The organism is Nocardia sp. SSK8 (assembly GCF_037034205.1).
Taxonomy (GTDB): domain Bacteria; phylum Actinomycetota; class Actinomycetes; order Mycobacteriales; family Mycobacteriaceae; genus Nocardia.
This window is the reverse complement of sequence record NZ_JBAGKD010000012.1, coordinates 189,471-200,252: the sequence shown is the minus strand read 5'-3', so window position 1 is coordinate 200,252 and position 10,782 is coordinate 189,471. Positions and strand designations below refer to the sequence as shown.

The window sequence follows — 10,782 nt, the reverse complement described above, 5'->3', positions numbered from 1 at the left end:
CTCTGGCCCGGTGCTCATCGCTCGGTTGCGGAGGCCGAGCATCACGCCCCGGTTCAGCGGTGTTCGCGCCGGGCTACCAGCTGCGGTTGACCGTCGCCTTGGGGCCGGTCACCAGGCTCGCCGCGGGCACGTCGTCGGCCACGACGGCACCCGCGGCGATCACGGCATCGCGGCCGATGCTGACGCCGGGCAGGATGGTCGCGCCCGCGCCGATCCATACGTTCTCGGCCACATCGATAGGGGCGCCGGTGAGCATCCGGCGCCGTTCCTCGGGGTCCACCGGGTGGCCCATGGTGATGAAGGTGGCCTTCGGGCCGATCATCACGCCCCGGCCCAGCCGGATGCCCGCGTAGTCGAGGAATGTGCAGCCCTGATTCACGAACACCCGCTCGGCCAGGTCCAGGTTGAGGCCGTGATCGGTGTAGAAGGGCGGGTAGATGGTGACGCCCGGTGGGAGCGGGCGGCCCAGGATCTGCTCGAACAGCGCGGCCTTGGTCGTCTCGTCGTCGAAAGGTGTGGTGTTCAGGCGCGAGGTGAGCGCGGTGACCGCCAGCACGCGCTCGTGCATGGCGCGGAAGTCGGCGCCGAGCACCCGTTCGCCCTGGGCGAGACGTTCGGGATCGTGGATCAGCATGAAGGGATCGCTTGCCATCGGCCGATTCTCGCCTACCGCTCGTAGGCTCGGACAGGTGATCACACGCCACGTCGTCGATGTCCATCTGCTGCTCGTGCGCGACGAGCGGATCCTGCTGAGCCTGCGCCGCAGCGGCGACAAGTACGACCACCGCTGGCACCTGCCCTCGGGCAAGCTCGAAGCGGACGAGTCGGCGCGGGTGGGCGCGGCGCGGGAGGCCGCCGAGGAGATCGGGGTCGAGATCGATCCCGACGCACTGCGACTGGTGCACGTCGGCCATGTGACCGCGCCCGGGCGGGATTCGCGGGTGGGGCTGTTCTTCCGCGCCGAGCGCTGGCAGGGCGAGCCTTTCAACCGGGAGCCCGACAAATGCTATGCCCTGCAGTGGTTTCCGCTGCGCGAACTCCCCGGTGATCTCATCGAATATTCGGGACTCGGAATTGCCGCACTGGATTCCGGTAAATCCTATTCGGAATTGGGTTGGGAATAGTCACCATTCACGGTCACCAGAAACTGTGACAGGGGACGGGCGAGTTCGTCGGCCGTCACAACCCGGTCGGCGCGCAGTCCCGCGAACCGATCGAACACCAGACCCTCCAGCAGTGCCAGGAAATCGCCCGCCGCGCGCGCTGGCTCGGGGGCGTCCAGCCGCGCGCACAGCTCGGTGGCGTGCTCCAGCGAGAACAGACTGCCCGCCAGGCGTGCGTGCGGGTCGGGGTCGGACAGCACCTCGATGATCAGTGCGTGCCGGGCGATGAGGTCGTTGCGGCGAGAGGTCAGCAGCTCGGTGAGCCAGTCGGCGATCTCGCGCGCGACCTGCGGCGCTACCGCGTCGGACGGACCGCGTGCACTGGCATCGCGCCTATCCGGCCCGGCGCCGTGCGGACCGGCGGACTCGCGTCGTTCCCTGGACTCGACCGGCGCGCGCTGGTCCTCCGCCGCGCCGAACATCGACTCGAAATCGGCGCGCGAGCGGGCGGTGATGCCGTCGGCGACCGCCGCGATCAGGGCGTTTCTGGTGCGGAAGTAGTAGGACGTGGAGCCCGGCGGCAGCTCGAGCCGAGTGTCCAGGGCGCGGTGGGTGAGGGCGCGGATGCCCTGGGTGGCGATGAGGTCGATCGCGCCCCGCACGATCTGGCTGCGGCGGTCTGTGGACATCGTCACCTTCGCTGGTCGGCCGTCGAGCTGGTCCTCTACAACTGTAGAGGACCAGGAGGTGACCATGGAATCCGGCACGGTGGTTCTCGACCCGGCCCAGGTGGCGGCGGGCGCGGCGCTCGCGGCCCTGCTCGACCGGCACGGCAGGCCGCGCAAGCGGCACCGGGGCGTCTACCTGCACGGCAGGCCGGGGCGCGGCAAGACGATGATGATGGACCGCTTTTTCGCGGAGGTGCGCTCGGAACGCAAGCGCCGCTTCCACTTCCACGGTTTCTTCGCCGCCCTGCACACGGCCACCCACGAACTCGGCGCGATCGAACAGGCCGTCGCGGCCCTGCTCGCGGACGCGGATCTGGTCTGCTTCGACGAGTTCCACGTCAACGACATCGGCGACGCCATGCTGGTCACCCGGCTGCTGGACACCCTGTTCGCCCAGCGCCGCACCCTGGTCGTCACCTCGAACTACGCGCCCCGCGAACTACTGCCCAACCCGCTGTTCCACGACCGGTTCGTGCCGACCATCGAGCGGATCGTCGAGCACCTCGACGAGCTCACCCTCGACGGCCCGCTGGACTACCGCACCCTGGGCCGTCGCGGCGACACCGGCTTCGTCGCGGGCGGCTATGTCATCGAGGCGTCGATCGGCGCTGGTCCCGGGGCCGACGGAGCCGGTGATGTGCCGATCGAGCTGGGCAACGGCCGCACGGCGCGCGCGGCCGCCGTCGACGGCGACGCGGTGACCTTCGAGTTCACCCAGCTCTGCGGCGTCCCGACCGGCGCCGCCGACTACCTGACCCTGGCCCGCCGCTTCCGCCGCTGGACCCTGCACGCGGTCCCGCCACTGCGCGAGGTGCCCCCCGACTGGGCCATGCGGCTGGTGAACCTGATCGACGTGCTCTACGACGCCGATATCCCGGTCACCGTCCACGCGACTGAACCGGTGACCGAATTGACCGCCGGGGTCCCGGCCGTCCCGGAACTCGCGCGGACCGCGAGCAGGCTCGGGGAGTTGCCCCCGGTCGTTTGTTCCGCTCAACAAGCCCCGTAGTTCAGGGGGACAATAAAGGGGGAGGGAATCCAAAAGCAGCGATTTCCTCCCGAGGAACCACTCGGCATGTAACTATGTGGCTGTTTTGTGCAGGCACTGGGGTTTGGTGGTACAGCTGTGATCGGGGTGAATCAGCCCATACCGCGGGCGATCGTCGTGATCGCACTGGTAGCCGCGGCGACCATCGCACTGCACGGCTATCTGCCCGAGGCGGGCGAGAACACCACCTCCGGCCCGCCCAGCCCGCTGCTGGTCGCGGTGATGCCGGTGCTGCTGCTGGTGTCCATCGTCATCCTGGTCGCCGGGGTGATCGCCAGTCAGCATCGTCTGCCGCTGGCCATGCCGCAACACGAACGCGAGGCGCTACCGCGCTTCCAGTGGCGCCGGATGGCGGTGCTGGCGCCGATCGCGGTGGCGGTGGTCGCGCTGGTCTTCGCCGGCGGCGTCACCGCGCTGTTCCTGCTGCCGGGCGCCCGGCCGATGCGCCCCGCCTCCGAGACCCTGCCCGAGGGCTCGGGCCCGGTGCCCACCCCCACCGACGCGCCCGCGCCCGACCCGACCACCGGCACCCACGACCTCACCGGCACCGCCATGCTGATCGCGGTGGTGCTGGCCGTCGTGCTGATCGGCGTCGCGCTGGTGGGTCTGGTGGTCGTCGCGGTGGCCGCGCGCCGGGAGATCCCGCCGCCTACCGCGGCCGCGCCCGAACCCACACCGAGCGAGGTGGATTCGCTCACCAGGGCCGCCGAGATGGGCCTGGCCGCCATGAACGCGCCCGGTCAGGACCCGCGCACCGCCATCATCGCCTGTTACGTGGCCATGGAGCGCGGCCTGTCCAGCGACCTCGCCGCCCGCCCGAAGGCCTCCGACACCCCGATGGAGGTGCTCGCCCGCGCCTTCGAAAGCGGTGTGCTGCACGATGCTTCGGCCCGTGAGCTGGTTGCCCTGTTCGAAGAGGCGCGGTTCAGCCCGCACTCGATGCTGGAATGGCAGCGCATGCGCGCCGAGCAACTGCTGCGCATCGTGCTCACGGATCTACAGCGAAGGCTGGTGACAACGTGACGGCACAGGAGCCCACTCAGGGGATGGGGCGGTCGTCGGTGATCGGCGTCGCGGTCGTCGCGGTGGTCGTGATCGAGATCGCGCTGGTGCGCCTGGAACGCGATTTCGTGCTGCTGGCCGTGGCCTTTCCGGTGGCCGTCGCGCTGGGCATGCTGCTCTGGTCGCTGCGACATCGCGTGGTGCGCGAGGAACCGCTGACCGAGTACATCGACAACGGCCCGGCCGAGATGCTGGGCCGCTGGCATGCCAGGGCCGAGATGCTCACCGCCCGCGCCGACGGCACCCGCGCCGACTGGGACCGCCACCTGCGCCCGCTGCTGGCCAAGGAGTTCGAACTGTCCACCGGCCTGCGTGTCGCCAAGAACCGCAGAGCCACCGAAGCCGCCGGTCAGCTGCAGTTCGGTCCCGAACTGTGGCGCTGGGTCGATCCGGCGAACTCGGCATTGCGCGACCAGACCGGTCGCGCACCGGGTAGGGAGGCGCTGGACGAGATCCTGCGCCGATTGCAGACGATGTGAGGGGTTAGAGGCCACCGATGACCATGCCGTTGAACGTGACCGTCCAGCGCTCCGACGCCGTGCTGCGTGAGCTGGGCCGCGTCGTGGTCGGCAAGCGAGATGAGTTGCAGCTCATCATGATCGCCGTGCTGTCCGGAGGACACATCCTCATCGAGGACCTGCCAGGCCTGGGTAAGACGCTGATCGCGCGGTCCTTCGCGGCCGCGCTCGGCCTGGACTTCACCCGCGTGCAGTTCACGCCCGATTTACTGCCCGCTGACCTGCTGGGCTCGACGATCTACGACATGTCCTCGGGCCGGTTCAATTTCCGTCGCGGTCCGGTCTTCACCAATGTCCTGCTCGCCGACGAGATCAACCGCACCCCGCCCAAGACCCAGGCGGCGCTGCTGGAGGCCATGGCCGAGGGCCAGGTCAGCATCGACGGGGAGACCTTCCTGCTGCCCCAGCCGTTCATCGTGCTGGCCACCGACAACCCGATCGAGTACGAGGGCACCTACCCGCTGCCGGAGGCCCAGCTCGACCGGTTCGCCATCCAGCTGCGGTTGGGGTACCTGTCCGAGCAGGACGAGACGCAGATGATCCGGCGTCGGCTCGAACGTGGTTCCACGCCACCGCAGGTGGGTCAGGTGGTCGACGCGCACGGGCTGATGGAGATGCGGCAGTCGGTCGAGTTCGTCACCGTGCATCCCGATGTCGTGAACTATGTGGTCGCGCTGGCCTCGGCCACCCGCAGTCATCCGCAGGTGGAGGTCGGTGCCAGCCCGCGCGCCGAGCTCGACCTGGTGCAGATGTCGCGTGCCAGGGCCCTGCTGCTGGGCCGTGACTACGTGATTCCCGAGGACGTGAAGGCGCTGGCCGTGCCCGCCATGGCGCATCGGATCACGCTGCGCCCGGAGATGTGGGTGCGCCGCATCCGGGGTGAGGACGTCATCACCGAGCTGCTGCGCCGGCTACCGGTGCCCCGCGCCACCAGCACATGAAGCACCGCGACGAATCCCGGACGGTCGAGGTCGATCTGCGCTGGCGGCCCGCACCCCTGGTGTTCATCCTGGCGGGTTGCGCGGCCGCGGCGCTGGTCGTCGCGGTGCTGCGCGGGCAGTGGCAGCTGGTGGTCTTCGCCGCCCCGATGCTCGGGGTGCTGGCGACCGCGCCGTGGCAGCAGGCGCGCACCCGCATCCAGGTCGACGGCAGCGGCACGGTGCGCTGCTTCGAGAACGAGGTGATCGGCTGCAGCGCGGCCGCTTTCGTCGAGAGCGGGCACGCGCTGCTGCGAATGACCCCGGTGCCGCTGGACGGGCTGAACCTCGAGGTCGAGGACGCCCACGATTCCGGCGGCGCGCCCGCGGGGGTGGAGCTGTCGCTCTCGGCCGCGCGCTGGGGCAGGTATCCGGTGCAGGTCAAGGTCTCCGCGCTGAGCCCGGCCGGGCTGGCCGTGGCCACCGCCGAGCTGCCCGCGGCCAAACTGTACGTGTACCCGATCGCCGACCCGCAGCGAATGCGCCTGCCGCGCACCGAACTTCCCGACCGCATCGGCACCCACCTGACCCGCAAGCACGGGCCCGGGGTGGAATACGCCGACATCCGCGCCTACGCGCCCGGCGACCAGCTGCGCACGGTGAACTGGCCGGTCAGCGCGCGGCGCGGCAGGCTGTACGTCACCGAGCGCTTCACCAACCGCTCCGCCGATGTGGTGGTCCTGGTCGACACCTCCCAGCAGGCACCCGGCCCGGCCTCCGCCTCGCTGGAACTCTCGGTGCGCGGCGCGGCGCAGGTGGTGCAGTCCACGCTGCAGGCCGGTGACCGCACCGCCGTGGTGTGCCTGGGCGAGTCGCCGCGCTGGCTGCGCCCCGATATCGGCCGCAGGCAGTTCTACCGCATCGTCGACACCGTGCTCGGCGTCGGCGACGAACACGTGGAGACCACCGGCACCCTGGCCCCGCACGCCGCGGTGCCGATCGGCGCCATCGTCGTCGCGTTCTCCACCCTGCTCGACACCCAGTTCGCCCTCGCGCTGATCGATCTGCGCAAGCGCGGGCACGTGGTGGTCGCGGTGGACGTGCTGCGCGGCACCCCGTTCGAGGAGGGACTGGACCCGACCATGGCCAAGATGTGGCAGCTCGAGCGGGCCTCGATGTATCGCGACATGGGCACCATCGGCGTCGACATCATCGCCTGGCCCGAGGACACCCGTCTCGACCAGGCCATGCGCCTGCTGCCCCAGCACCGCCGAACCGTCCGGGTGCGCAAATGATCCGTTTCCTCGCCCTGCTCGCCGGTCTGCTGCTGGTGGCCGCCGTCGCGTTGATCTTCCCCCCGGCCGGACTGGCCGCGCTGGCCCTGGTGATCGCGAGCTGGTGGTGGCGCCCGGCCTCGATCGGCGCGGTGCTGGTGGTGATCGGCGTGCTGGCCTTCGCCGAGATCGGTGTGATCGCCGCGGCCGCCACCGGTCTGGTGGCCACCACGTACCTGCTCAACGCGGCCGTGCTGCACGCCCCCGACGGCGTCGTCCCCACCACGATCCCCTCGGTGGGCGGCGCCATCCTGTTCACCATCGCCGCGGCCACCGCGGCCCTGGTCCCGGTGCAGCTGGTCTGGGCGCCACTGGCCGCGCCGATTCTCATCGTGCTGATCTACGCCCTGCTCGTCGGCAGTCTCACCCCGCGCCCATCCGCCGAGGCGGCCCCGGCTACCCGATGAGCGCGCCGAGCCAGTGCTCGGGCTCCCTCCACACCGTCGTCACCGAAAAGGATGACCCGGTGGCGGTGACGGCGAAAACCGCACTACCACCGGGTCATTCGGCTCAGGCGATCCGCAGGGCGACGTCGCTCAGGACCGGCGCGTCGTCGCGCTCGACGACGGTCACCGCGCCGATGAACTGGTCGTCTTCCCGCCAGACCTTGATCCGCAGCGTCTCGCCGGGGTAGAGCACACCCGCGAACTTCGCCCGGAAACCGGCCACCCGGGCGGCGTCGCTGTCGAGCAGCGCGTCGGTGATGGCCTTGCAGACCGTGCCGTAGGTGCACAGCCCGTGCAGGATCGGTGCGGGAAAGCCCGCGCCCTTGGCGAATTCGGGATCCGAGTGCAGCGGATTGCGGTCACCGCAGAGCCGGTACAGCAGCGCCTGCTGGGGCAGCGTCGGGGTGCGCAGCTCCGCGTCGGGGGCCCGCTCGGGCAGCGCGGTCTTGGCGCTGGGCCCGCGCTCGCCACCGAAACCGCCCTCGCCCCTGGCGAAAATCGACGAGCGCGCCGTCCACAGCGGCGCGCCGTCGGAGCCGACGACGGTGTGCTCCTGCACGATCACCGCGTTGGCGCCCTTGTCCCAGATCTCGCTGATCCGGCCGGTGCTGGTCGCCTTACCGGCGGCCGGAATGGGCCGGTGCACCTCGATCTCCTGGTGCCCGTGCACCACCTTGGCCAGGTCGATCTCGATGCCGGGGAAGCTCACCCGCGGCGGATCGGTCTCCCCGAGGGTGGGCGCGACGGTGGCGAAGGTGGGCAGCACCTGCGGGGTGCCGTCGGTGAGATACCGCAGTTCGGCGGGCTCGGTGAAACGCGCGCCCGCGCCGAGGCCGAGGTGGTAGAGCTGCACGTCGGTGGACGTCCAGCTGAACTCCCTGGCGGGCAGCTCCGCGCCGAGGGCGGTCCCGAGGTCGATCGGCATGTGCTTGCTCCTAGCTGGTCGGGGCGGTCTCGGCCGCCTTCGCGGCGGCGATGTCGAGCACCGCGAGATAGGCGAAGGTGATCGCGGGGCCGATGGTGGCGCCGGGGCCCGCGTAGGTGTGGCCCATCACGGGGGCGCTGGAGTTGCCCGAGGCGTACAGGCCATCGATCACCGAATCGTCCTCGCGCAGGACACGTCCGGAGGTGTCGGTGACCAGGCCGCCCTTGGTGCCCAGGTCGCCCGGCACGATCTTGGCCGCGTAGAACGGGCCCTGCGAGATCTCGGCCAGGCACGGGTTGGGCTTGACGGTGGGATCGCCGTAGTAGCGGTCGTAGTGGCTGTTGCCGCGGCCGAAGTCCTCGTCCTTGCCCGCGGCGGCGAAACCGTTGAACCGGGTGACGGTGGCGTCCAGGCTGTCGGCGGGCACGCCGATCTTCCCGGCCAGCTCCGCGATGCTGTCGGCCTTGACGATGTTGTCGTTCTCCAGCCAGCGCGCGGGGAACCGCTGCCCGGGCTGCAACCCGGCGAAGATGTAGCGGTTGCGGTAGCGCTGGTCGAACACCAGCCAGGCGGGCACGTTCTCGCCCGGCCCGGCGCCTTGGCCGTACTCACCGCCGTACATGGTGTGCACCGCCTCGACATACGGCGCCGACTCGTTGCCGAACCGCTCGCCCCGGTCGTTGACCATGATGGTGCCGGGCAGATTGCGCTCGGCCAGCGCGAACCACGGCTTGCCACCCTTGAAGATGGTCGGACCCCACCAGGCGTCCTCCATGAAGCCGACCGTCGCGCCCACTGCCATACCCGCGACGATGCCATCACCGGTGTTGGCCGCGGCGCCGGTTGTCCACTCAGTGGTTATCGGCTGCCGCTGGTACTTGGCGCGCAGGTCGGCGTTGTGCTCGAAACCGCCGGTGCCCAGCACGACGCCGTAGCGGGCGGTGAAGGTGGTCGGCTTCCCGTCGACGGTGGCCTTGACGCCGGTCACCCGGCCGTCGGTGACCACCAGCTCGGTGAGCGGGGTGTTGAGCAGCACCGGCACGCCCGCGTCGAGCAGGCCCTTGCGCATGGCGGCGATGATCGCCTGGCCCATGCCGAGCAGGTGCTTGCCGGTGAACTTGGCAAGATAGGTGCGCGCGCCGACGCGCATGGCCCGCATCATGCCCTTGGGATGACGCTTGATCAGGTTGAGGCGCACGAAATCGGCCTGCATGACGACCACGTTCAGCGGCGCCTTGGCGTACGGCGGTTCCAGGTTGGCCAGTTCCGCGCCGAGCACCTTGCCGTTGAACGGCGTCGGCTCGCACGAGCGGCCCTCGCCCAGCCCGCCCGGAGCCTCCGGGTAGTAGTCGGAGTAGCCGGGAACCCACTTCATCTTCAGTGGCGTGTGGTCGAGGACGAAGTCGAACGCCTCGGCGCCGCGATCGAGGTAGGTGTCGATCTTCTCCGCGGGCACCACATCGCCGATGATGCTGTGCAGGTAGGTGCGCGCGTCCTCGCGGTCGTCGGGACGGCCGGAGGCCTTCAGTGCCTTGTTGCCCGGAATCCAGACGCCACCGCCGGATCGGGCCGTGGACCCGCCGTAGTGCGCGGCCTTCTCCAGCAGCACGACGCTCAGTCCCTTGTGGGCCGCGGCGAGGGCGGCCGTCATCCCGGCGGCGCCGCTACCGACCACCACCACATCGTATTCCCGATCACTCATGTAGAACACGTTATAGAAGTGATCCGAAGTTTGGCGACCAAAAATGGAACTCGTTCCAGTGGGCTCCGTGGAATCCCCAGGAAAAGTGGAACATGTTATAGAAATCACCGTTGGTTTCGTTGTAGTGTCAGGTGAACGGCTGACGCTGGTGTGCGCAACCGGTTACAGTTTTGCCGTAGATCCTGCCCCGCCCGTGCTGCCAAGGAGGTCCGCGTGCTGCCCGACGCGGTACGAACTCAACTCGCCGACGAACTGGCCCGCGCCGAGGACGAGCGGGTCGCCGTCTCGCCGCTGGTCGACCGGTATCCCGACATCGATGTCGTCGACGCCTACGAGATCCAGCTGCTCAACATCCAGCGCCGACTGCGGTCGGGCGCCACGATCGTCGGCCACAAGGTGGGCCTGTCGTCGAAGGCGATGCAGCAGATGATGGGCGTCGACGAGCCCGACTACGGGCATCTGCTCGGCGAGATGGAGGTCTTCGAGGACGTCCCCGTCGACACCTCGAAGTACCTGCTGCCGCGGGTGGAGGTCGAGGTCGGTTTCGTGCTCGGCGCCGACCTGCCCGGCGCGGACTGCACCGAGGCAGACGTCCTCGCCGCCACCGTCGCCTACGCCCCGGCCATCGAACTCATCGACTCGCGCATCAAGGACTGGAAGATCGGCCTGGCCGACACCATCTCCGACAACGCCTCCTCGGCGGGCTTCGTGCTCGGCAAGGAGCGCGTCGCCCCCGGCGACATCGACATCAAGGCCATCGACGCGGTGCTCACCCGTAACGGCGAGGTCATCGCGGAGGGGCGCAGCGACGCGGTCCTCGGCGATCCGGTGATCGCGGTCGCCTGGCTGGCGCGCAAGGTCGCGAGCTTCGGCGTGCGGCTGAAGGCGGGCGACATCGTGCTGCCCGGCTCCTGCACCCGCGCCATCGACGCCCGCCCCGGTGACGAATTCCTCGCCGAGTTCACCGGGCTCGGTTCCGTCCGTTTGCGTTTCAGCTGA

At 69.8% G+C, this 10,782-nt stretch carries 12 protein-coding genes; 8 read left to right on the top strand and 4 right to left on the bottom strand.

The annotated features are described in order from the left end of the window. Nucleotides 1-73: 73 nt before the first annotated feature. Nucleotides 74-652, bottom strand: coding sequence for a DapH/DapD/GlmU-related protein (locus tag WA675_RS21945; protein ID WP_336086708.1), 579 nt, complete (start codon nucleotides 650-652; stop codon nucleotides 74-76). A gap of 37 nt (nucleotides 653-689) precedes the next feature. Between WA675_RS21945 and WA675_RS21940 the strand changes: the two genes are divergently transcribed. Beyond that, nucleotides 690-1,124, top strand: a complete 435-nt coding sequence (locus WA675_RS21940; protein ID WP_336086707.1) for an NUDIX hydrolase — start codon at nucleotides 690-692, stop codon at nucleotides 1,122-1,124. Here the strand turns inward: WA675_RS21940 and WA675_RS21935 are convergent. After that, nucleotides 1,100-1,792 carry a TetR/AcrR family transcriptional regulator gene (locus tag WA675_RS21935; protein ID WP_336086706.1) on the bottom strand — a complete coding sequence of 231 codons (693 nt, stop codon included), beginning with the start codon at nucleotides 1,790-1,792 and terminating at the stop codon, nucleotides 1,100-1,102. The two genes, WA675_RS21940 and WA675_RS21935, sit on opposite strands and share 25 nt — an antisense overlap. A gap of 64 nt (nucleotides 1,793-1,856) precedes the next feature. Here WA675_RS21935 and zapE point away from each other — a divergent pair, with 64 nt between their 5' ends. The 6 genes from zapE to WA675_RS21905 all read left to right on the top strand — a co-directional run bounded on the left by zapE (nucleotide 1,857) and on the right by WA675_RS21905 (nucleotide 7,117). Then, complete coding sequence (gene zapE, locus WA675_RS21930; protein ID WP_336086721.1) at nucleotides 1,857-2,840, top strand: cell division protein ZapE; 984 nt, start codon at nucleotides 1,857-1,859, stop codon at nucleotides 2,838-2,840. Nucleotides 2,841-2,996: 156 nt separating this feature from the next. Further along, nucleotides 2,997-3,902 carry a DUF4129 domain-containing protein gene (locus WA675_RS21925; protein WP_336086705.1) on the top strand — a complete coding sequence of 302 codons (906 nt, stop codon included), beginning with the start codon at nucleotides 2,997-2,999 and terminating at the stop codon, nucleotides 3,900-3,902. Beyond that, a complete protein-coding gene (locus WA675_RS21920; protein WP_336086704.1) occupies nucleotides 3,899-4,420 on the top strand; it encodes a hypothetical protein in 522 nt (173 codons plus the stop codon). Before WA675_RS21925 ends, WA675_RS21920 begins: the two co-directional genes overlap by 4 nt. A gap of 17 nt (nucleotides 4,421-4,437) precedes the next feature. Further along, the gene (locus WA675_RS21915) at nucleotides 4,438-5,400 is read left to right on the top strand and encodes an AAA family ATPase (protein WP_336086703.1); all 963 of its coding nucleotides are present in this window, start codon (nucleotides 4,438-4,440) and stop codon (nucleotides 5,398-5,400) included. Further along, a complete protein-coding gene (locus WA675_RS21910) occupies nucleotides 5,397-6,671 on the top strand; it encodes a DUF58 domain-containing protein (protein WP_336086702.1) in 1,275 nt (424 codons plus the stop codon). The genes WA675_RS21915 and WA675_RS21910 overlap by 4 nt, the downstream gene beginning before the upstream one ends. Continuing rightward, nucleotides 6,668-7,117: a hypothetical protein gene (locus WA675_RS21905; protein ID WP_336086701.1), complete on the top strand. Its 450-nt coding sequence runs from the start codon at nucleotides 6,668-6,670 to the stop codon at nucleotides 7,115-7,117. The genes WA675_RS21910 and WA675_RS21905 overlap by 4 nt, the downstream gene beginning before the upstream one ends. 103 nt (nucleotides 7,118-7,220) lie before the next feature. Here WA675_RS21905 and WA675_RS21900 read toward each other — a convergent pair whose 3' ends face one another. Beyond that, the gene (locus WA675_RS21900) at nucleotides 7,221-8,081 is read right to left on the bottom strand and encodes a MaoC/PaaZ C-terminal domain-containing protein (RefSeq protein WP_336086700.1); all 861 of its coding nucleotides are present in this window, start codon (nucleotides 8,079-8,081) and stop codon (nucleotides 7,221-7,223) included. Nucleotides 8,082-8,091: 10 nt separating this feature from the next. Then, nucleotides 8,092-9,783 carry a 3-oxosteroid 1-dehydrogenase gene (gene kstD, locus WA675_RS21895; RefSeq protein WP_336086699.1) on the bottom strand — a complete coding sequence of 564 codons (1,692 nt, stop codon included), beginning with the start codon at nucleotides 9,781-9,783 and terminating at the stop codon, nucleotides 8,092-8,094. 213 nt (nucleotides 9,784-9,996) lie between these two features. On the opposite strand from kstD, the gene WA675_RS21890 reads away from it, so the two are divergent. Beyond that, on the top strand, nucleotides 9,997-10,782 hold the full coding sequence (locus WA675_RS21890) for a 2-keto-4-pentenoate hydratase (protein ID WP_336086698.1): 786 nt from the start codon (nucleotides 9,997-9,999) through the stop codon (nucleotides 10,780-10,782).

Excerpts from the sequence above, each read along its gene's own strand:
- WA675_RS21905 (WP_336086701.1), top strand. The coding sequence starts at position 6,668 with ATGATCCGTTTCCTCGCCCTGCTCGCCGGTCTGCTGCTGGTGGCCGCC.
- WA675_RS21910 (WP_336086702.1), top strand. The coding sequence starts at position 5,397 with ATGAAGCACCGCGACGAATCCCGGACGGTCGAGGTCGATCTGCGCTGG.
- WA675_RS21945 (WP_336086708.1), bottom strand. The coding sequence starts at position 652 with ATGGCAAGCGATCCCTTCATGCTGATCCACGATCCCGAACGTCTCGCC.
- zapE (WP_336086721.1), top strand. The coding sequence starts at position 1,857 with ATGGAATCCGGCACGGTGGTTCTCGACCCGGCCCAGGTGGCGGCGGGC.
- WA675_RS21900 (WP_336086700.1), bottom strand. The coding sequence starts at position 8,081 with ATGCCGATCGACCTCGGGACCGCCCTCGGCGCGGAGCTGCCCGCCAGG.
- kstD (WP_336086699.1), bottom strand. The coding sequence starts at position 9,783 with ATGAGTGATCGGGAATACGATGTGGTGGTGGTCGGTAGCGGCGCCGCC.
- WA675_RS21915 (WP_336086703.1), top strand. The coding sequence starts at position 4,438 with ATGACCATGCCGTTGAACGTGACCGTCCAGCGCTCCGACGCCGTGCTG.
- WA675_RS21935 (WP_336086706.1), bottom strand. The coding sequence starts at position 1,792 with ATGTCCACAGACCGCCGCAGCCAGATCGTGCGGGGCGCGATCGACCTC.